Below are 20114 nucleotides of genomic sequence, written 5' to 3'. Positions count from 1 at the left end.
AGGAACTGGAATTGCCATAAAAACCGGAATCAGGTAAGCGGAATGGCGCACTGCAAATCACTATTTTGTGGCTATAAGCTTACCTCGGGGCAACTATAAAGTAAAGAGAGGATTGCCTCAAGGAATATTGATACATGGCAATATTCGTCTTTTTCATGTATTGTTCAGCACCGTAGTCATCTAGCATGCGATACGATGCGCAATCGTTTGCTTGCACACCTGTCGGCAAGGCCAAGATGATGCTGTATTTAATTTCGGGCGATCCGTATAATTTGTTCTGCCACCGCAATACCGACATGACCACTACATGACAATCATTACCAAGACAGATCAAACTGTGCGCCATCAAGTCCTCGATTCCTGTCTGCTTGGACGTCCTGTCCATTTGCTGCATGTATTCGGCGCCCAGCTGCGCGACGACCTGGCCGTGGCGCTGCGCCAACCGATGAGCCGTCGCTACTGGGGTAATTTCCAGGTCGACGCCGTGACCTTGTCGCGCGCCGAAAACGAGGACAGCGTGAATCGCTGGCTGAGTTTTTCCACGCCGGCCGGCCAGACGGGCTTCACGCTCGAACGGCAGATACTCTTGAGCGTGCTGAACTATCGCTACGGTAGTGCCGGCGCCAAGGGTGTGCTGCCCGATCCGGCGCAGGTGCGCGTGACGGCCACGGAAGAGCGCCTCGCTGTGGTGTTGGGACAACAGTTGGTGAACAGTTTGTTCGCCCGCGTCCACAAAAACCTGCAAACATTGGGCAAAAGCAGCGACATCGACACCAGTGCCGAGTTTGCCGTGCAGTCGGGCGTGCACCCGTCGCGCGGCAGCTGGATTGTCACCGTGGCGCTCAGCGACGTCGAAGCCGGGCAGAGCGGCCACTTCTGGTTCTCGCTGGACAAGCGCCTGATGACCGACGTGCTGCGCGGCTTGCTGCCCGAGCGCGCGCAGGCGAAGAAGGCGCTGCGCAGCGTGCGCCCGCTCGCTTCGCGCCTGCAAGTGACGCTGGAAGGCCGGCTCGTCAGCAAGCAGGTGCAACTGGGCGCCTTGTTCGACTTGCGCGTGGGCGACGTGATTCCTGTCAGCCTCAGCCGTACTGACGTCATGCTCGACGACTCCCGTCTCTTTACAGCTGCTGTTTCCGAACACAAGGGCAAGCTCTGTTTAACCTCCTTTGAAGATGTCGAATAATATGAATATGACCGATACCAACCAGAGCGAAACCCTGCTGGAAGACCTGGGTGATGACATGATCATCGACCAGGGCGACGTGTCCGACGTGGCCAGCACCCGCGCGCGGCGCGACATTCCGCAGATGATGCGCAAGATTCCCGTCACGCTGACCCTGGAAGTGGGCTCGGCCCGCATTTCGCTGGAAGAACTGATGGCCATCGGCCCGGAAAGCGTGATCGAACTCGACATGCTGGCCGGCGAACCGCTGGTGATCAAGGTCAACGGCACGCCGATCGGCCGTGCCGAAGTGGTGGTGGCCGGCGAGAACTATGGCCTGAAAGTCATCGACCTCGACGGCCTCAATCTCGACCTGATGACAGCATGAAGCTGGCGGTACCCGGTCTGAGCCGGCGCCGCGGCGCGCTGGCTGCCGCGCTGGCTGTCCCCGTTTTGATGCTGTGCTGCAGCGCCGTCGGGGCGCAGGATTTGTTGTCCGGCGTGGTGCCGGGCGCGAAGACTGACCTGTCGGTGAAGATGCAGATCCTCGTCGTCATGACCCTGCTCGGGCTGCTGCCCGTGATGGTCATGATGATGACCAGCTTTACCCGCTTCGTCATCGTGCTGTCCCTCCTGCGCCAGGCCCTGGGCCTGCAGCAGGGTTTGCCCAACCGCATCGTCACGGGCATCGCCCTGATTCTCACCCTGCTGGTCATGCGTCCCATCGGTGACCAGGTGTGGAAGGATGCGTTCGTGCCCTACGATCGCGACCAGATCGGCATGCAGGAAGCCCTGAAGATCGCCGAAGTGCCGATTTCGCGCTTCATGCTGGCGCAGACGAGCAAGGCTGCGCTGGCGCAGATCGCCCATCTGGCAGGCGAGCCGTCCACCATGCGTCCGCAAGACCATAGTTTCACGGTCAAGTTGGCGGCGTTTGTCTTGTCCGAACTCAAGACGGCGTTCCAGATCGGCTGCATGCTGTTCATCCCGTTCCTCATCATCGATCTGGTGGTGGCGTCGGTGCTGATGGCGATGGGCATGATGATGCTCTCGCCGCTGGTGATTTCGCTGCCGTTCAAGCTGCTGCTGTTCGTGCTGGTCGACGGCTGGACCCTGACCGTCAACACCTTGGTTACCAGCATACAGGGCTATTGAACGATGTTTACCCCTGAAGTCGCCGTCGACCTGATCATCGAAGCGCTGCATGTCGTCATGCTGCTGGTGGTGATCCTGGTCGTGCCAGGTCTGCTCATGGGCCTGTTGGTTGCGCTGGTGCAGGCGGCCACCTCGATCAATGAACAGACCATGAGTTTCCTGCCGCGCCTGCTGGTCACCCTGTTGGCGCTGATCCTGGCCGGACGCTGGATGGCCGGTTACCTGATGGATTATTGCGTGTCCATTTTTCAGCGCGCGGCCACCCTGGTCGGATAGCGCCGCGCGCCCATGGATCAGATTTTCAATCAGGTGCTGCCGTTTCTGCTGGCCGTGTGGTGGCCGTTCTGCCGCATCCTGGCCATGCTCAGCGCCTCGCCCGTCATCGGTGACGCCATGGTGCCCGTTCCCGTGCGAGTGTTGCTGTCGCTGGTGCTGGCGATCCTGATGCTGCCCGTGATGCAGGCGTCGGGCATCTCGCAGGACTTGTTGAAAATCGATCCATTTTCCCTGCGCGCCGTCGTCGCCACCCTGGAGCAGGCCATCATCGGCTTCGTCCTCGGCCTGGCTTTCCACTTTGCCATGTCGGTCATGTCGGTGCTCGGCTACCTGGTGTCGAGCCAGGTGGGCTTTTCCATGGCCGTCATGAACGATCCGCTCAATGGCACCTCGTCGGACGTGATTACGGGGATGCTCACCATCATGTGCATGATCGTGTTTTTCGCCATCGACGGCCACCTCGTGCTGACGGGCGTGATCGGCGCCAGTTTTACTGCCTGGCCCGTGGGACAGGGCTACGGGCCGCTGCTGTTGCAGACGGTGGCCTACAACGTGGCGTGGATCTTTGCCGCCGCCATGCTGCTGGCCTTGCCCATCGTTTTTTCCACCATGGTGGTGCAACTGGGCTTCGGCTTCCTGAACCGCGTGGCGCCGTCGCTGAACCTGTTTTCGCTTGGCTTTTCCATGATCACCATGTTCGGCCTGCTGATGCTGGTGCAGATCGTGCGCTTTATCCCGGAACACTATATAGCGATGACGAACCGCGTGCTCGACATGATCGCCGAACAGATGCGGGTGGCCCATGGCGGATAGCAGCACCGGCGACAAGACAGAAAAGGCCTCACAGCAAAAGCTGAAGAAGTCGCGCCAGGAAGGGCAGGTGGTGCGCTCGCGCGACCTGTCGACGGCGCTGGGCATCCTGATCAGCATGAAGGTCTTTATTTACCTGCTGCCGGGCTACCTGCAAAGCTTTCGCGAGCTGTTCGCCATGGCCTTTATGCCGCTCGACAGCAAGGGCGCGCTGGAAAATGCCATGTCGATGGCGTTTACGACGTCGGTGGGCTTGCTGATCAAGATGATCGTACCGCTGTTCTGCGTGCCCCTGTTCGTCGTGCTGGGCTCATTGATCCCTGGCGGCTGGGTCATCAGCTCGAAGAACTGGATGCCGAAAATGGAGCGCCTGAGCCCGGCCAAGAACCTCGGTCGTCTGATTGCGCCCAAGCATGCTTTTGAATTCGGCCTGTCCATCGCCAAGGCCGCCGTGCTGGGCATGGTGCTCGTGCATGTGAGCCGCTCCAGCCTGACGCAGTACGTGGACTTGCAGCACCGGCCCCTGCAACAGGCCATGCTCGATGGCTCGGCGCTGATGCTCGACGGCTTGATGGCGCTCATTTCCGTCTTCGTCCTGTTTGCCATCATCGACGTGCCGGCGCAGGCGTTTTTCTTTGCCCGCAACCAGCGCATGAGCAAGCAGGATGTCAAGGAAGAGCACAAGAGCAGCGAAGGCCGGCCCGAAGTGCGCCAGCGCATCCGCCAGCTGCAGCAGCAGATCGGCCGGCGCAGCGTGCGCAAGACCGTGCCCGACGCCGACGTGGTGATCGTCAATCCCGAGCATTACGCCGTCGCGCTCAAGTATGACCAGGACCGCGCCGAGGCGCCGTTTGTCGTTGCCAAGGGCGTCGACGAGATGGCGCTGTATATCCGGCAAGTGGCGAAGGAACACAATATCGAAACGCTGGAGTTGCCGCCGCTGGCGCGCGCCATCTACAACACCAGCCAGGTACAGCAGCAGATTCCCGTGCAGCTGTACCAGGCCGTGTCGCAGGTACTCAACTACATCCTGCAATTGAAAGCATTCCGGTCCGGGCAGCGTGCTGCCCAGCCCGTATTACCCACCGAGATGGCCGTGCCATCTCATTTGAGCGAGGTAGTCCCTTCATGAATTTCCTGAACCGGTTGGTTGCCGAAATGCGCCGCCACAAGTTCGCCACGCCGCTGTTCCTGCTGGTGATCCTGGCGATGATCATCCTGCCGCTGCCGCCCGTGCTGCTCGATATCTTGTTCACTTTCAATATCGTGCTGGCTCTGATCGTCATCCTGGTCAGCGTGTCGGCCAAGCGGCCGCTTGATTTCTCCGTCTTCCCGACGGTGATCCTGGCCACCACCATGCTCAGGCTGACGTTGAACGTGGCGTCCACGCGCGTGGTGTTGCTGCACGGCCATACGGGCGCGGACGCGGCCGGTAAGGTGATCGAGGCCTTCGGTAATGTGGTGATCGGTGGTAACTTCGTCGTCGGTATCGTGGTCTTCGTGATCTTGATGATCATCAACTTCGCCGTCGTCACCAAGGGCGCCGAACGTATTTCCGAAGTGTCCGCGCGCTTTACCCTCGATGCCTTGCCGGGCAAGCAGATGGCCATCGACGCCGACCTGAACGCCGGCCTGATCAACCAGGAAAAAGCGCAGATCCGGCGCAAGGATGTGGCCGCTGAAGCCGATTTCTATGGCGCCATGGACGGCGCGTCGAAGTTCGTGCGCGGCGATGCCGTCGCCAGTATCCTGATTTTGATCATCAATATGGTCGGTGGCGTGGCCATCGGCTCGCTGATGCACGACCTGTCGTTCGGCGATGCTTTCCGTCAATACGCACTGCTGACCATCGGTGATGGCCTGGTGGCGCAGATCCCGGCGCTGCTGCTGTCGGCCGCGGCCGCCATCCTGGTCACCCGTATCAGCGATTCGGGCGACTTCGAACAGCAGGTGGCAGGCCAGGTACTGACTTCGCCAACGGTGATCTTCAGCGCGTCCGGCATGATGGTGGCGCTGGCATTGATCCCGGGCATGCCGTGGTTCATGTTCATGACCTTCGCCGGTGTGCTGGCCTTCGTGGCATGGCGCCTGACCAAGCGCGTGAAGGGGCCCGATGCGGCCGGCATGGCGGCCATCGAGGCGGCCTTGCGCGACGACAAGCCTGCCGAGCTGGAGTGGCAGCAACTGCCCGCCGTGCAACCGCTGATGGTGATGCTCGGCTATAAACTGGTGGGCATGGTGGATAAAACGCAAGGCGAACCGCTAAACAAGCGTGTCAAGGGTGTGCGCCAGAGCCTGTCCGAATCGATGGGCTTGCTGCTGCCGAACATCGGCGTGCGCGACGACCTGGCTCTGAAGCCATCGCAATATGCCATCGTGTTGTCGGGCACCGTGGTGGCGCAGGCGGAAGTGCAGGCCGACCGCCTGATGGCGATCCCGTCGCCGAACGTGTATGGCCAGCTCGATGGCATTCCCGGCATTGAGCCGGCTTACGGCATGCCCGTCACCTGGATCGAACCCGGTGAAAAGGCGCATGCGCTTGGCCTGGGTTACCAGGTGATTGAGGCGCCAAGCGTGATCGCCACGCACTTGTCGAAGATGGTGCGCGAGTACTTGCCGGAATTGTTCCGCCACGAAGACGTCTCGAACATGATGGAGCGCCTGACGGCCCTGTCGCCCAAGCTGGCCGGCGCGCTCGACAAGGCCCTCACGCACACGCAGATGCTGCGCGTGTTTCGCGTCTTGCTGGCAGAAAATGTGTCACTGAAGGATATCGTGCCCATCGCCACCACCTTGCTCGACAGTTCGGAAACCACCAAGGACCCGATCCTGCTGGCGGCCGAAGTGCGCTGTGCGCTGCGGCGCCAGATCGTCAGCGGCCTGTTTGGCCAGAAGATGGAAATGCAGGCGTTTAACCTAGGTGGCGAGCTGGAAAACATGCTGCTCGGTTCGCTGAACCAGGCGCGCCAGTCGGGCAAGGTCACGCTGGATAATTACCCGATCGACCCGCATCTGCTGTCACAGTTGCAGGTGAACATGCCGGTGGCGCGCGAGCAGATGAAGCAGCAGGCTACGCCGCCGCTGCTGCTGGTGCTGCCGCAGATCCGTCCGTTGCTGGCCCGCTACGCGCGCCTGTTCGCGCCTGGCCTGCATGTGCTGTCGTATAATGAAATCCCGGAGAACCGCGAGGTGAGCATTATCGGCACGGTGGGGTAAACGGTGAAATAAACAAAAAAACGGCGCTTCGGGCGCCGTTTTTTATGTTGTATCAATCTTGCTGTATCAATCCTGCTCGTCGATGGGCGGCAGCAGGTCGTGCTCCTGGCCGTCGGCCAGCAGCAGCACGGTGCTGCCTTGCGCTATTTCTTCCTCATCGCCATAGTCGTATCCGAGCGGCGCCGCCACTTCCTTCGAGGTGATGATGGTTTCCGCTTCAGTTTCGCCCCGGGAAGCCGCGGGCGCCTCGGGATCGGCCGCCGCTTCCGCTTCCGGCTGCGTCAGCAGCAGCGCCACTTCGGCCATGGCGCGGAACAGGGGCAGCGACAGCGACGCGGCGCCCGCCTGCATCGGGTAATTGCCATGCACGCGCTGCGCATGAAGCTGGCGGTTCAGGCGGCAGCGCACCACGCGCAGGCCGGCGCGCCGCACGGCGTCGGCGATTTCGGGCAGGGCCAGGCGCAAATGGCGCAATGCGGCTTCCTCGTCGGCAGCCAGTTCCAGCAGCACGCCGTCGCCGGCCGGTTCCATCTGGATCACGACGCGGCCGATGCCGATGATGATCAGTTCGACGCGCAGCGCCACCTTGCCGCGCCGCCGGGGTGCCGCATCGTCTTCCTCGTCGCTGGCCAGCACGCGCAGCAGCAGGCGCTGGCCGCCCCAGCCATACACGGCAAAGCGCCACGCTTCGCTGTCGACACTCAGTGGAGGACGGGCGCCTTCGCGCAGCAGGGCCGGTTGCTGCTCGGCCATGAACAGGTTGCCCGGTACGTGCTGGCCGCGCGCCTGTTCCTGCAGGGCCGCATATTGCTCGCCGTACGTCTTGACCATCACGCGCCACGAGGCGGCCAATTGCGCCGCGTCGGGCGGCTGCCAGACCAGCTGGCGCGTGAAGAACAGCTGATTGACCTGCATGGCGCTGCTGTCGCGCGGCATGGCGCCGCCCGTACCATCGGCATTGGGCTTGATGAGGGATGCCAGGCTGTCCTGTCCCTTCTGTTGCAGCTGGGCGGGCAGGGTGCCGGCGTCCGGCGCGGGCGCCATGTAGGGGCCGATGGGCACCAGCGGCTGCACCACGCCCGGCACCATCGGCGTCGCGGGGCTGACGTCGAAGCGCTGGGTAATCAGGGGAACCGGGTTACCCGATGAAATGCGGTCTATCGCCATGCCACTATGTCCGGAAGAGAGTCTATACGAGCTGGTGAATCAGGCTGTATCAGCCATCATGGCTGCAACAGTGACAGTATCATTTTCTGCATGCTCTGGCTTTGCTTGAGCATCGCCGTGCTCGCCTGCAGCAACATTTGTGCTGACACCATGTTGGCGCTTTCCGCCGCGTAATCGACATCCATGATGCGGCCGATGGCGGCCTTGGTATTGGTGACCATGTTGGCCAGGTTGTTGTGCACGTGGCCGAGGCGGTTGGCCGCCGCGCCCAGGGCCGAGCGCACGCCGCCGACCTGGTCGAGCGCTGCCGCCAGCTGGTCGATCATGCTGTTGGCGCCGCCATTCGTGGCGATTTCGCTGCCGGCCGTGGCGCCTGGCGCAAAGTTGGCCGAAATGGCTTTCAGAACCGTGTCCATTCCGCCCATCTTGCCTGACACGTCGAACTTCATGGTTTCGCTGCTGCTGGCGCCGATCTGGAAGGTCATCGCCTCCGACAGCGTGCCCTTGCCAATACTACCATTGCCCAGCAACAGGCTGCCGCCGTAGGTGGTATTCGTCATGACGTTGTACAGTTCCAGCCCCAGCGCATCGTATTCGGACTGCATGGCGTCGCGGTCTGTCTGGTTGGAGGAAGCGTCGGCCGCCTGCGTGGCCAGGTCTTTCATGCGTACTAGCATGCTGGTCACTTCGCCAAACGCGCCTTCGGCCGTCTGCAGCATCGAGGTACTGTTCTGCGTATTGCGCATGGCCACCGTCATGCCGCTCACCTGGGCACTGAGGCGCGTGGCGATTTGCAGGCCAGCTGCGTCGTCCATGGCCGAGTTGATGCGAAAGCCGGTGGAGAGGCGCTGCATCGATGTGGATAACTGGCTATGCGCCCATCCCATCGCGCGTTGTGCGTACAGTGCGGCGATATTGGTGTGAATGCTCAGCACTTGGCGGCTCCGGTGGGCGGTGAGGGTGAAACGGGTCTATCTTGTATAGGCGACTGTGGCGCCAGCATTGTTAAATCGAAAGGCAATATAGTCAAATTAATACGTTTCGCATATAAAAAAAAGCCAGACCGCAGCCTGGCTTTGCGTTGCTGGCCGCAAGCGGCCAAGCATAGATTATTGCAGCAGGGACATGACCATCGAGGACATGCTGTTGCTTTGTTTCAGCATCGCGGTGCCGGCTTGCAGCAGCATTTGCGACGATGTCATGTTCGAGCTTTCGGTGGCGAAGTCAACGTCCATGATGCGGCCGGTAGCGGCTTTGGTGTTGGTGGCGATGTTCGACAGGTTGCTGTTGATGTGGTCGAGACGGTTGGCGGCGGCGCCCAGGGCGGAACGCACGGTGCCGACGTTGTCGATGGCAGCTGCCAGTTTGTCGATGGTGGTATTGGCGGTACCGGCGGCAGTCAGTTCGGTACCCACGCCTGCGGTGCTGGCCTTGAAATTGTTGGCCGACAGCGCAATCAGCTTGGTGTTCAGCGCGCCCATGTCAGTGGATACGTTGATGCTCATTTTTTCCGTCGAGCTTGCGCCGATCTGGAAGGTCATCGCATCCGACAGCGTACCCTTGCCGGCGGTGCCGTCGCCCAGCAGGGTCTGGCCACCAAAGGTGGTGTTGGTCATGACGTTGTACAGTTCCAGGCCCAGCGCGTCGTATTCGGCTTGCATGGCGGTTTTGTCCTGGCCGTTCGACGAAGCATCGGCCGCTTGCGTAGCCAGATCCTTCATCCGTACCAGCATGTTAGTGACTTCGCCAAACGCACCTTCAGCCGTTTGCAGCATCGAGGTGCTGTTTTGCGTGTTGCTCATGGCAACGGTCATGCCGCTGGTCTGCGCTTTCAGGCGCGTGGCGATCTGCAGGCCGGCGGCGTCGTCCATGGCTGAGTTGATGCGGTAGCCGGTGGACAAGCGTGTCATCGAGGTCGACAGTTGCGATTGGGTCTTGGCGATCGAGTTCTGTGCGGACAGCGATGCGTTGTTGGTGTGTAGGCTCAGCATATGGTAACTCCTGTGGTAAATGCATTGCAGGACGGTAGTATTTTTCGTCCTCAAGCAAAATAGGCGACCACTTGGAGGTAAACGTTAAATGCTGTGTGAAAATTATTTAATAGAATGCGATGGGTGTAAGAAAGCCAGACGCGCGGTCTGGCTTTCTTGCTGGCCGGTACCAGCGGAAACTACAGGAAGAAAATTATTGCAACAAGGACATGACCATCGAGGACATGCTATTGCTTTGTTTTAACATCGCGGTGCCTGCTTGCAGCAGCATTTGCGACGACGTCATGTTCGAGCTTTCGGTGGCGAAATCGACGTCCATGATGCGGCCGGTCGCGGCCTTGGTGTTGGTGGCGATGTTCGACAGGTTGCTGTTGATGTGGTCGAGGCGGTTGGCGGCAGCGCCCAGGGCCGAGCGTACGGTACCCACGTCGTTGATGGCCGTGGCCAGCAGGTCGATGGTGGCGTTGGCGGTGGTGGTCAGTTCCGACGCGCCGGTCGAGGCAGCGGCGGCGAAGTTCTTCGTCGCGGCCAGCAGCGATGCCGACAGGTCAACCATGTTTTGCTTGACGTCGATCGACATGTTTTCCGTCGAGCTCGCGCCGATTTGGAAGGTCATGGCGGCCGACAGCGTGCCGGTGGTGCCTGTGCCATTACCCATCAGCAAGCTGCCGCCGAAGGTGGTGTTGGTCATGACGTTGTACAGTTCCTGGCCCAGGGCGTTGTACTCTGCCTGCATGGCGGTCTTGTCTTGTGCGTTCGACGAGGCATCGGCAGCTTGGGTGGCCAGATCCTTCATGCGTACCAGCATGTTAGTGACTTCGCCAAACGCGCCTTCAGCAGTTTGCAGCATCGAGGTGCTGTTTTGCGTGTTGCTCATGGCAACGGTCATGCCGCTGGTCTGGGCTTTCAGGCGCGTGGCGATCTGCAGGCCGGCCGCGTCATCCATGGCGGAGTTGATGCGGTAGCCGGTGCTCAGGCGTGTCATCGAGGTCGACAGCTGCGATTGGGTCTTGGCAATCGAGTTCTGTGCGGACAGCGATGCGTTATTGGTGTGAAGGCTCAGCATGGTGTTGCTCCTGTAAGGTGAATTCGTCGAGGGGCAACGTTTCTTGCCCTCATTAGTACAAGACGACCAGATCTGCCGGCTTATTAAATGCTGTATGGAAATTTTTCATAATCGCGTACGGTCATGAAAAAAGCCCCGGCAATCGCTTGCCGGGGCTGTTCTTGAGGCGTAGTCGATTATTGCAGCAGGGACATGACCATCGAGGACATGCTGTTGCTTTGTTTCAGCATCGCGGTGCCGGCTTGCAGCAGCATTTGCGACGACGTCATGTTCGAGCTTTCGGTGGCGAAGTCAACGTCCATGATGCGGCCGGTCGCGGCCTTGGTGTTGGTGGCGATGTTCGACAGGTTGCTGTTGATGTGGTCAAGGCGGTTGGCGGCGGCGCCCAGGGCCGAGCGCACGGTGCCAACCTTGTCGATGGCGGTGGTCAAGTTGCCGATGGCGGCGTTGGCCGCTGCCGTCAATTCCGTACCGGCGGCACCGGCGGTGGAGAAGCTGGCCGAAACGGCTTTCAGGGCAGCTGCCAGGCCGGTCATGCCGGCGGTGACGTCGATCGACATTTTTTCCGTCGAGCTCGCGCCGATCTGGAAGGTCATGGCCGACGACAGCGTGCCGGTGGTGCCCGTGCCATCGCCCAGCAACAAGCTGCCGCCGAAGGTGGTGTTGGTCATGACGTTGGCCAGTTCCGAACCCAGAGCATCGAACTCGGCTTGCATGGCGGTCTTGTCGTCGGTGTTCGACGAGGCATCGGCGGCTTGCGTTGCCAGATCCTTCATGCGGATCAGCATGTTGGTGACTTCACCAAACGCGCCTTCGGCCGTTTGCAGCATCGAGGTGCTGTTTTGCGTGTTGCTCATGGCAACGGTCATACCGCTGGTCTGGGCTTTCAAGCGCGTGGCGATCTGCAGGCCGGCCGCGTCATCCATGGCCGAATTGATGCGGTAGCCTGTGCTCAGGCGGGTCATCGAGGTGGACAGTTGCGATTGCGTTTTAGCAATCGAATTTTGCGCGGACAGCGACGCATTGTTGGTATGCAGGCTCAGCATTGGAAAAACTCCTAATAAGTATGTTCGGTCGGGAGCCGCGAACCATCGCGCTCTCCTTAGTACAAGACGACCATGCCTCGACGTTTATTAAATGCCATATGGAAATTTTTTATATGGATGTTGCTGGATGAAAAAAGCCCCGGCAATCGCTTGCCGGGGCTGGTCTTGAAGTGCAGTCGATTATTGCAGCAGGGACATGACCATCGAGGACATGCTGTTGCTTTGTTTCAGCATCGCGGTGCCGGCTTGCAGCAGCATTTGCGACGACGTCATGTTCGAGCTTTCGGTAGCGAAGTCAACGTCCATGATGCGTCCGGTCGCGGCCTTGGTGTTGGTCGAGATATTCGACAGGTTGCTGTTGATGTGGTCCAGACGGTTGGCTGCGGCGCCCAGTGCGGAGCGCACGGTGCCGACGTTGTCGATGGCATCGGCCAGTGTCTTGATCATGGTATTGGCGGCGGTGCCCGTGGAGATTTCGGCGCCGGCGGTCGTCGTGGCAACCGACGAGAATTTGGTCGACACGGCTTTCAGCGCCGTGTTCAGGGTCGACATGCCACCCGAGACGTCGATCGACATTTTTTCCGTCGAGCTTGCGCCAATCTGGAACGTCATGGTGGTCGACAGGGTCGGCGAACCGGCGGTGCCGGCACCGTCGCCCAGCAGCTTGCTGCCGCCGAACGTGGTGTTGCTCATGATGTTGTACAGTTCTTGGCCCAGGGCGTCGAACTCCGCCTGCATGGCTTTCTGATCATCCGTGTTCGACGAGGCATCTGCCGCTTGCGTAGCCAGATCCTTCATGCGCACCAGCATGTTGGTCACTTCGCCAAACGCGCCTTCGGCCGTTTGCAGCATCGAGGTGCTGTTTTGCGTGTTGCTCATGGCAACGGTCATGCCGCTGGTCTGGGCTTTCAGACGTGTGGCGATCTGCAGGCCGGCGGCGTCGTCCATAGCCGAATTGATGCGGTAGCCGGTGCTCAGGCGGGTCATCGAGGTCGACAATTGCGATTGCGTTTTTGCAATCGAGTTTTGTGCGGACAGCGACGCGTTGTTGGTATGCAAACTCAGCATGGGAAAACTCCTAATAGGGTAAATTCGGCCGGGAGCTGCAAAGTTGCGCTCTCCATCACTACAGGACGACCATCAGCGCTTTTTTATTAAATGCTTTCTGGAAATATTTATGCGGCCAGGGCGCTGTCAGGCAATTTCCTCATGAGAATCCAGTTCAATCTCGAAGGTGGCCGCTGCCTTGCCTTCGCACCAGCGGTGCCACATGGCGCGCATGGCGCCTTCGAGACCGGCGGCGATGACTTCCGAGCGACCCATGGCCGAATTTTCAATCAGTTGGCGCAAATTGCTGCGGATATTGGCCAGCAGCGCCGGATCGTTGGCGATATACGTGCCCTTGGCAACGAAATCATCGGTGTCGCGCGCGATGAAGGCGGTCAGGCCCATGTGGCTGAGGGCGCATGCCGTGACCCTGCCCGGCAAGGTGTTGCCCGGGATGGTCAGCGTGGGCACGCCCATCCACAGGGCATGCATGGTGGTGGTGCCGCCTGTATATGGGAAAGTGTCGAGGCACAGGTCTACTTTGTGATGCAAATGCAAATATTCCTCGGTTGAGGTGCGCGGATGAAACTCGAGGCGGTCGCGCGCGATGCCCTCGCTGGCGAACCAGTCGATGTAAGTATCGAAGGTGCCGCTTTTTGGCATCGCACCCATCAGCATGCGTGCGGTGGGTACGGCGCGCAGCAGTTGCGCCCAGGCGGCGATCACTTCGCGGCTGAGTTTGTTCGGCCGGTTGAAGCTGCCGAAGGTCATATAGCCGTTCTGCAACGCAGGCAGGGCATTCACGGATGGCGACATCGCGGACGGCAGGAACGGCGCAGCAGCCGGCAGATAGGCGATGGCTTCGCTGAACTGCTTTTCCATCTCGCCAGGCGGCAGGTAAAAGCGGTCGCACAGGAAGTAATCGATGGCTTTCAGGCCCGTGGTGCCAGGGTAGCCCATCCAGCTTGCCTGTACTGGCGCCGGTTTGTGGGCAAAGGCCAGCAAGCGGTTGATGCCTGTATGGCCCGACAGGTCGATCAGGACATCGATCCTGTCGTTTTCAATCTGCGCCGCCAGCTCGGTATTGCTGAGGTGATTCACGGGGCGCCAATGGTGCAGCAGTTCGCGGATGCGCGCGGTGCAGTCATCCTCGAGCACATTGGTGTAGTAACCATACAACACGACGCGTGGTGAGGGGCTCAGGTGATGGAAGATGGGTAGGACAAAATTAGCCACCGCGTGGTTATTGAAGTCACCCGAGACAAAGCCCACCTTCAGCACCCGCTCCGGATCGCGGTCATTGCGGTGTTGCGGCCAGCTGGCGCGCAGCGGCGTTTCGAATATGTCGGCAAATTTCTGGTGTTCCGCAAACAGCAGGGCCGGATCAGGGTAATCCAGGTGCGTCAGGCAAAACAGCAAGTTGCTATACACGGGGGCGCATTGCGGATCGATGGCCAGGGCGGCCCGGCAACTGGCGATGGCTTCCTGCAGCATGCCTTTTTCGCACAAGGTTGCGCCCAGGCTGGCATGCGCCTCCAGGTAGGCAGGCTTGAGCGCGATCGCCTGGTTGAACGCGGCGATGGCCTCGTCATAGTGGCTCAGCATGCGATACGCGATGCCCATGTTCAGGTGGGCGGCGGCAAAGCCGGGGTCGAGCGCGATCGCCTTGCGGTATTGCTCCAACGCCTCTTCGTGGCGCTTCTGGTCATGCAGCACGGCACCGATATTGCTATGCACGATGGCATGCCCGGTTTCAAATTCGAGTGCCTTGGCGTACACGAGCAGTGCTTCGTCATAGCATTTGGCTTTTTGCAGGGCGATGCCGAGCCTGTTGTGCAAGTCGGCCGACTCCGGATCCAGTGCCAGCGCCTGGCGTTGGCAATCGACCGCGCCGTCGAAGTCGCGCGCGGCAGTCAGGGCATCTGCCAGATGTAGCAGGGTCTTGCCGTAGCCAGGGTCCAGCTGCAGCGCCTTGCGGTGCATTGCAATGGCGTCGTCCAGGCGTGCCAGCTCCAGCAGAATCAGGCCCAGATTGTTATAGTTGAGGGCATTTTCCGCATCCAGTTCCACCAGGGCCTGATAGATGTCCAGAGCCTGCGGCTTGCGATCCATCGTCAGCAGCGTGCTGCCGAGATTGGTGCAGATGCCAATGTCCATGGGGCTGCTATCATGCGCACGCTGGAAGGCATCGAGCGCCTCTTCCTGCCGCTCCAGCGCATTTAGGCACAGTCCCAAGCCATTCTGGAAAGCGGCATTGCCAGCGTCGAGGCGCACCGCCGTTGCATGGCAGGCCAGCGCTTCGTCCAGCTGCTCCAGGTCTTGCAAGGTGGCGCCCAGGTTGCTGTGGACCAAGGCATAGTCCGGCGCCAGCGCGATGGCGCGCCGGTAACTGGCCGCCGCATCGTCGAGCTGCCCGAGGGCCTGCAGCGCATTGCCCAGGTTGCCGTGCAGTTCGGCATCGTCAGGCACGATCTCCAGCGCTTGGCGATAACTGGTAACGGCGCCGTCCAGGTCGCCCAGCGACTTGAGGGTGTTGCCTAAATTGAAGTGTGCCATGGCATAGGCCGGATTGATGGTCAAGGCCTGGCGATACGCGTGCTCCGCCTCGTCCAGCCGCCCCAGCGCCACCAGTGCACTGCCCAGGTTGCCATGCGCTTCGGCAAAGTCGGGCTGGATCTCCAGTGCTCGCAGATAGGATTCAATGGATTGTTCGTATTGTCCTGTAGCTTGCCAGGCATTGCCCAAATTGCCATGGGCTTCCGCATCGTGTGGTGTGAGCGCCACGGTTTTTTGTAAAGTCGACAGCGCATCTTTCCCCTGCAGTTGCAAGGCCGTACCGAGGACGCTCCATGCAAAGCCCGATTCAGGATAGCTGGCGATAAGGGCGCGCGTGGCACTCTCGAGCTGCGCGTACTGGCCCGCGTTATACAACGCAATCACATGTTGCATTTCCTCTGCGCATGGGGTCTGTGGCAGCTGCGCGACTGCGACTTGGGCGCGAGCCAACAATGCCTGTGACTCCGCGTTATCGAGTCCGCGCTGGATCGCGCTTTCAATGATTTCCAGTCCATGTTCGGCCTGTTCCGCCGCCAGCAGGCCATTTGCATAGGAGATCCAGAATTGGCCTTCGTCCGGATTGACCGACAGCGCCGTGCGCAAATAGGGCAGCGCCGCATCGTGAAAGCCCAGTTGCCCGGCCAGCAGGCCGACATTGTGGTTGGCAATGGCATGATATGGCTGTGCCTGCACTATTGACAGATACAGCGCCTCCGCTTCCGCATGGCGCCCTGCCTGGTGATGTTCGATAGCGCGCTGCAGATCAGCGTCGAGGTTCACTGCTTCAGGGGTCTGGGTGCTCATGGATGTCGGAGGAAGATGTGCCAGCGCGAATTGTAACTGCTGGGAATTGAAATAGAGAGTTTCCGTGTGGAATTTTTTCGCTATATCCGTTTTGCAACAATACGCAGCCAAGGTACTGCGCTGCTAGCGCCGGGCTAGGGATGCCTGAATTGTAATTGCATGCGCAAGCGCTCGTCATCGGCTCCGGGCAGGGGGGAAAAGCCATGGCGGTGATACAGCGCGATGGCCGGCTGATTGTCGCGCGCCACTTCCAGCGTGATTGCGCGCAGCCCTTGCTGGCGCGCATGCGCAAGGCAGGTGGTGAGCATCTGGCTGGCGACGCCCTGGCGGCAGTAATCTGTCAACACGCTGACGTTGCTGATGTAGGCCACACCCGCCGTGGAGTCATGATAGACGGCCAGCAAGCCGGCTAGCCGCCCGCCTGACCACGCTTCGAAGCGCAGCGCGCGTGCGTGCAGCTTGCTGGCGTAATCAGGCAAACTGGTGCGTGCACGCAAGGACGCGAGGAATGCGGGATCGCAGGCGAGAAAATGCGTCATGAGTTCTGCGGCCGAGGCCTGTTCGCGCCGCAAGTCCAGTGCGGTATTCATCGTTCCAGCTTGGCGAGGCCGAAACCATGGCGGCCGAACTGGTTGCCGTTATACAGCAGGTAGACGCTGCCGTCGCACTCGAATACATGCGGATAGCACTGCATTTCCCCATCCCATTCACCCTCGGTGCCTTCCAGGCCTAGCTGGCAGTCGTTGCGCGTCCAGTTCGTCAGGTCGTCGGACCAGGCGTGGCCGATGCGATAGGCGCGCCCGCTGTTCACGCGGAAATCCGATGATTGCCGGTAGCAGAAGAACATATGGTGGCGCCCCTCAATGGTAATCACCGTGGGCAGTGCCTGGCTTTCATCGGGGCCAAGACGGTCCGTGATGATCTGGCGCGCCTCTTCCTTGGTCCAGTTGATGCCGTCACTGGACGTGGCATGGCCGATCTTGTAGGTGCGGTCGGGAGCGTTGTCCTGGCTGTAGCGCCGCCAGCCTGTGCCAAAAATGTACCACATGTGAAAGACACCGTTGATGTGCTTGACGAAACCATCGCCGACCAGGCAAGGCTCGTGCAGTGATGGGCCGAGGACCGGGCCGGGGCCGATGCGCTCGAACGTCAGCCCATTGTCGTGGCTGATGGCCAGGCCGATGGCCGTATCGACGGAAACGGAAACGCGTCGGTTCCAGCCGCATGTGTAGCCATATACGGCGTCGCCATGGCGCATGACGTTCATTGGGAAAATGCCATGTTCGTCGAAACATCCCAGGCCACCGAGGGTGATGACGGGTTGCCTGGCAACGCCGATGATCGTGCGCAGATCCTTGCGCATATCGACGAAGGACACGTGGCTCAGGTATTTGCCATTTGCGGGATCCACTGCGCGGGTAGAGAAATAGATGCGCACGAAATCGTCGAAGACCAACGCTTGTGGCGATTGCGCAAAGTGCTTGCAGTCATTTGCCAGCACATGATCGGCAGGGTCGAATATGTGGCCAAGTTTCTTCCATTGCATGGTTTTGTTCATGCGTAATGTCCTTTCGATGCTGCCTGGTCAAGGTTGCTGCGCCATGGCGATGCCAGCCTTGCTGATGTCGCGGCGGGGAGGTCCCGTGCCTGTTGTGTTGGGTGTGCTGTCATGCCGAGTCCTGCGGCCTCACGCCGTGGGCCGCGTCATGTCGAATTGCTGGCGAATGGCCGTCTGCAAGGAAGCCGGAGCAGTAAACATCATCACGTCGATGATGGATAGCCACGGCACGAATTCGCCCCCGCTTTGGGGGTAGGGGGGCAGGCGCGACTGCAGGAACTCCAGCACGATGCCATTGGCGAGGAAATCCGCCTCGCGATACAGTTGCAGGCCGCCAATGGGGTTGATGTAACGGTCTGCCCCGGTGGCCTGGCACAGGGCCAGAACCTTGTCTTGGCCCTTGAGCGCATGGTCGATGGCGATCTCCGAAGAACGCTGGAACGGTGTGGCGATGCCAAGGTGCCCGCAGGTCTGTGCCAGGCTGTGCAGCAGGAATTCAAACAGGTTCGCAGCAGGGTGGTGCACGATGCTTTCCAGCAGCGCCATAGTCTCGCGCAGATACGGCGCGCGCCGATATGCGCCTTTGAATTGGTTTAGCAGTTTTTCCGCATCGAACTGCGGTGAAATTTCGCGTTCGCAGACATGCAAGTGATCAGAAGCATTTTTTAAGGGCAAGGTGAAGGTGGTGTCCTTGTCATTGAACAGCATGCGATTACGGTTGATCCAGCCTTTCTTGGTGTATTTGATATTGTCATAGACAATAAACAGGTCCGCGGCCGCGATTAGCTGGAAATAGCCGATGTAGGGCAGAAAATACGGCTGCATGATGGCCACTCTCATACTGCCTGCAGCAGCACTGGCGGCGCCCCGTATTGCGCAATCAGGTGACTGATGGCGTCGATTTGTTGCGTCTCCAGCGTGGGATACAGCGGCAGGCAAATCACCTGTTCCGCGGCAACGCGGGCAGCCGGGAGATTCGCTGGCGCAGCCGATGGCATGCCGCGGTACATGGGGAAGTCACTGATCAGCGGATAAAAATAGCGTCGCGCGTAAATATTACTTTCGCGCAATTTCGTGAACAGGGCATCGCGGCTCAGCGGGTAGTCTGGCCTGACCAGTATCGGGAAATATGCGTGGTTGGTGGTGACGTTGGGCGGAGGGGGGATGCAGTCGATGCCCCGCACGTGCGCCAGATTTCTGCGGTAGCGCGCGTCGACTTCTTTGCGCTGAGCAAGGGTCGTATCGATATTCTTGAGTTGCAGTAGCCCGAAGGCGGCGTTGATTTCACTCATTTTGCCGTTAATGCCAGGCGCAACGACGGTTGTTTCATCGACAAAACCAAAATTTTTCAAATGGTCAATACGCTGCTTGGTCTTGGCATCCGGTGAAATGATCGCGCCACCCTCAAAGGTATTGAATACTTTAGTGGCATGAAAGCTCAGTACGGACAGATCGCCGTCATTGAGCACGCTGCCGCCCGCATGTCTGACGCCAAATGCGTGAGCTGCATCGTAGATGACTTTCAGACCGTAATTGTCCGCAATTTTTTGTATGCGATCGACCTCGCAAGGGTGACCGTAGCAGTGCACCGGCATGATGGCGGTTGTCTGCGGCGTAATGGCCGCTTCGATTTTTGAGGGATCGAGGTTGAAAGTGTGCGGATCGATATCGACAAACACCGGTTTGATGCCGTTCCACAGCAGTGAATGCGCTGTGGCCACGAACGAATACGGCGTCGTGATGACTTCGCCGGTGATGCGCAGCGACTGCAAGGCTGTGATCAGGGCCAGCGTGCCATTGGTAAACAGGCTGATATGTTTGACGCCGAGGTAGTCGCAAAGGGCCTGCTCCAGCTGCTGATGGAATGGTCCACCATTCGTCAGGATCTTGTTTTGCCAGATTTCCTGTAAGTAAGGAAGGAAATCCTCCAGCGGCGGCAGCACAGGCTGGGTAACATAGACCGGCTTGGTCAGGGCGTCAGGATACATGCGTGTTCCCGGATGCAATAGGCAGTTCGACAATCATGATATCAATGTCCATTTTGAATGTTTCACGGACGCGCAGATGCACAATCTGTTCAGGGTTGATGGGCATAGCCGGAGCAGCGTTCGCGTTCATGGACAGGAATGAAAATGTTTAGCAACGGGAATTGTAACTGTTGGAAGTGCTTAAGAGAAACTTTCCCGATCGAATTTATATGCGTACGTGGTAGCTTGGCCCGCTTGCTGTTGCAAGTTGGTCGTAGTACCGGGGAATAGGG

18 protein-coding genes are annotated in these 20114 nt (G+C 59.8%); 7 read left to right on the top strand and 11 right to left on the bottom strand.

All coding sequences use genetic code 11. The features are described 5' to 3' along the window. Positions 1-307 precede the first annotated feature (307 nt). The 7 genes from C8C89_RS20270 to C8C89_RS20240 are packed head-to-tail and all read left to right on the top strand — an operon-like array spanning position 308 to position 6619. A complete protein-coding gene (locus C8C89_RS20270; protein ID WP_243858147.1) occupies positions 308-1183 on the top strand; it encodes a FliM/FliN family flagellar motor switch protein in 876 nt (291 codons plus the stop codon). Between the two features lies 1 nt (position 1184). Then, complete coding sequence (locus tag C8C89_RS20265) at positions 1185-1550, top strand: FliM/FliN family flagellar motor switch protein (protein ID WP_046684914.1); 366 nt, start codon at positions 1185-1187, stop codon at positions 1548-1550. After that, entirely contained in the window at positions 1547-2317 is a 771-nt protein-coding gene (gene fliP, locus C8C89_RS20260; RefSeq protein ID WP_133992176.1) for a flagellar type III secretion system pore protein FliP, read from the top strand. Before C8C89_RS20265 ends, fliP begins: the two co-directional genes overlap by 4 nt. Positions 2318-2320: 3 nt before the next feature. Continuing rightward, positions 2321-2593, top strand: coding sequence for a flagellar biosynthetic protein FliQ (locus C8C89_RS20255; protein WP_034757874.1), 273 nt, complete (start codon positions 2321-2323; stop codon positions 2591-2593). A 12-nt stretch (positions 2594-2605) separates the two neighbouring features. Next, a complete protein-coding gene (locus tag C8C89_RS20250) occupies positions 2606-3406 on the top strand; it encodes a flagellar biosynthetic protein FliR (protein WP_133992174.1) in 801 nt (266 codons plus the stop codon). Then, the gene (locus C8C89_RS20245; protein WP_101480828.1) at positions 3396-4535 is read left to right on the top strand and encodes a flagellar type III secretion system protein FlhB; all 1140 of its coding nucleotides are present in this window, start codon (positions 3396-3398) and stop codon (positions 4533-4535) included. The genes C8C89_RS20250 and C8C89_RS20245 overlap by 11 nt, the downstream gene beginning before the upstream one ends. Next, positions 4532-6619 (top strand): flagellar biosynthesis protein FlhA, encoded by a 2088-nt coding sequence (locus C8C89_RS20240; protein ID WP_101480829.1) that lies wholly within the window; start codon positions 4532-4534, stop codon positions 6617-6619. Before C8C89_RS20245 ends, C8C89_RS20240 begins: the two co-directional genes overlap by 4 nt. Before the next feature lie 66 nt (positions 6620-6685). Here C8C89_RS20240 and C8C89_RS20235 read toward each other — a convergent pair whose 3' ends face one another. The 11 genes from C8C89_RS20235 to C8C89_RS20185 all read right to left on the bottom strand — a co-directional run bounded on the left by C8C89_RS20235 (position 6686) and on the right by C8C89_RS20185 (position 19842). After that, the gene (locus C8C89_RS20235) at positions 6686-7786 is read right to left on the bottom strand and encodes a hypothetical protein (RefSeq protein ID WP_208327740.1); all 1101 of its coding nucleotides are present in this window, start codon (positions 7784-7786) and stop codon (positions 6686-6688) included. Between the two features lie 56 nt (positions 7787-7842). Then, on the bottom strand, positions 7843-8721 hold the full coding sequence (locus C8C89_RS20230; RefSeq protein ID WP_133992172.1) for a flagellin: 879 nt from the start codon (positions 8719-8721) through the stop codon (positions 7843-7845). Between the two features lie 174 nt (positions 8722-8895). Continuing rightward, entirely contained in the window at positions 8896-9777 is an 882-nt protein-coding gene (locus tag C8C89_RS20225) for a flagellin (protein WP_101480831.1), read from the bottom strand. Between the two features lie 193 nt (positions 9778-9970). Beyond that, the gene (locus C8C89_RS20220) at positions 9971-10843 is read right to left on the bottom strand and encodes a flagellin (RefSeq protein WP_133992170.1); all 873 of its coding nucleotides are present in this window, start codon (positions 10841-10843) and stop codon (positions 9971-9973) included. A 176-nt stretch (positions 10844-11019) separates the two neighbouring features. Further along, positions 11020-11889: a flagellin gene (locus C8C89_RS20215; protein WP_133992168.1), complete on the bottom strand. Its 870-nt coding sequence runs from the start codon at positions 11887-11889 to the stop codon at positions 11020-11022. Between the two features lie 180 nt (positions 11890-12069). Further along, positions 12070-12957, bottom strand: a complete 888-nt coding sequence (locus C8C89_RS20210; protein WP_133992166.1) for a flagellin — start codon at positions 12955-12957, stop codon at positions 12070-12072. Positions 12958-13083: 126 nt separating this feature from the next. Then, positions 13084-16296, bottom strand: coding sequence for a tetratricopeptide repeat protein (locus tag C8C89_RS20205; protein WP_133992164.1), 3213 nt, complete (start codon positions 16294-16296; stop codon positions 13084-13086). 134 nt (positions 16297-16430) lie between these two features. Next, complete coding sequence (locus C8C89_RS20200; protein WP_133992162.1) at positions 16431-16886, bottom strand: GNAT family N-acetyltransferase; 456 nt, start codon at positions 16884-16886, stop codon at positions 16431-16433. Next, entirely contained in the window at positions 16883-17854 is a 972-nt protein-coding gene (locus C8C89_RS20195; RefSeq protein ID WP_133992160.1) for a hypothetical protein, read from the bottom strand. The genes C8C89_RS20200 and C8C89_RS20195 overlap by 4 nt, the downstream gene beginning before the upstream one ends. A gap of 129 nt (positions 17855-17983) precedes the next feature. Continuing rightward, positions 17984-18694 carry a WbqC family protein gene (locus tag C8C89_RS20190; protein WP_133992158.1) on the bottom strand — a complete coding sequence of 237 codons (711 nt, stop codon included), beginning with the start codon at positions 18692-18694 and terminating at the stop codon, positions 17984-17986. Next, a complete protein-coding gene (locus C8C89_RS20185; RefSeq protein WP_133992156.1) occupies positions 18691-19842 on the bottom strand; it encodes a DegT/DnrJ/EryC1/StrS family aminotransferase in 1152 nt (383 codons plus the stop codon). The genes C8C89_RS20190 and C8C89_RS20185 overlap by 4 nt, the downstream gene beginning before the upstream one ends. Between the last annotated feature and the right edge of the window lie 272 nt (positions 19843-20114).

The organism is Janthinobacterium sp. 75 (assembly GCF_004365495.1).
Lineage (GTDB): Bacteria > Pseudomonadota > Gammaproteobacteria > Burkholderiales > Burkholderiaceae_D > Janthinobacterium.
This window is presented reverse-complemented; position numbering and strand designations above follow the sequence as displayed.

Excerpts from the sequence above, each read along its gene's own strand:
- C8C89_RS20270 (WP_243858147.1), top strand. The coding sequence starts at position 308 with ATGACAATCATTACCAAGACAGATCAAACTGTGCGCCATCAAGTCCTC.
- C8C89_RS20265 (WP_046684914.1), top strand. The coding sequence starts at position 1,185 with ATGAATATGACCGATACCAACCAGAGCGAAACCCTGCTGGAAGACCTG.
- fliP (WP_133992176.1), top strand. The coding sequence starts at position 1,547 with ATGAAGCTGGCGGTACCCGGTCTGAGCCGGCGCCGCGGCGCGCTGGCT.
- C8C89_RS20255 (WP_034757874.1), top strand. The coding sequence starts at position 2,321 with ATGTTTACCCCTGAAGTCGCCGTCGACCTGATCATCGAAGCGCTGCAT.
- C8C89_RS20250 (WP_133992174.1), top strand. The coding sequence starts at position 2,606 with ATGGATCAGATTTTCAATCAGGTGCTGCCGTTTCTGCTGGCCGTGTGG.
- C8C89_RS20245 (WP_101480828.1), top strand. The coding sequence starts at position 3,396 with ATGGCGGATAGCAGCACCGGCGACAAGACAGAAAAGGCCTCACAGCAA.
- C8C89_RS20240 (WP_101480829.1), top strand. The coding sequence starts at position 4,532 with ATGAATTTCCTGAACCGGTTGGTTGCCGAAATGCGCCGCCACAAGTTC.
- C8C89_RS20235 (WP_208327740.1), bottom strand. The coding sequence starts at position 7,786 with ATGGCGATAGACCGCATTTCATCGGGTAACCCGGTTCCCCTGATTACC.
- C8C89_RS20225 (WP_101480831.1), bottom strand. The coding sequence starts at position 9,777 with ATGCTGAGCCTACACACCAACAACGCATCGCTGTCCGCACAGAACTCG.
- C8C89_RS20220 (WP_133992170.1), bottom strand. The coding sequence starts at position 10,843 with ATGCTGAGCCTTCACACCAATAACGCATCGCTGTCCGCACAGAACTCG.
- C8C89_RS20215 (WP_133992168.1), bottom strand. The coding sequence starts at position 11,889 with ATGCTGAGCCTGCATACCAACAATGCGTCGCTGTCCGCGCAAAATTCG.
- C8C89_RS20210 (WP_133992166.1), bottom strand. The coding sequence starts at position 12,957 with ATGCTGAGTTTGCATACCAACAACGCGTCGCTGTCCGCACAAAACTCG.
- C8C89_RS20205 (WP_133992164.1), bottom strand. The coding sequence starts at position 16,296 with ATGAGCACCCAGACCCCTGAAGCAGTGAACCTCGACGCTGATCTGCAG.
- C8C89_RS20200 (WP_133992162.1), bottom strand. The coding sequence starts at position 16,886 with ATGAATACCGCACTGGACTTGCGGCGCGAACAGGCCTCGGCCGCAGAA.
- C8C89_RS20195 (WP_133992160.1), bottom strand. The coding sequence starts at position 17,854 with ATGAACAAAACCATGCAATGGAAGAAACTTGGCCACATATTCGACCCT.
- C8C89_RS20190 (WP_133992158.1), bottom strand. The coding sequence starts at position 18,694 with ATGAGAGTGGCCATCATGCAGCCGTATTTTCTGCCCTACATCGGCTAT.
- C8C89_RS20185 (WP_133992156.1), bottom strand. The coding sequence starts at position 19,842 with ATGTATCCTGACGCCCTGACCAAGCCGGTCTATGTTACCCAGCCTGTG.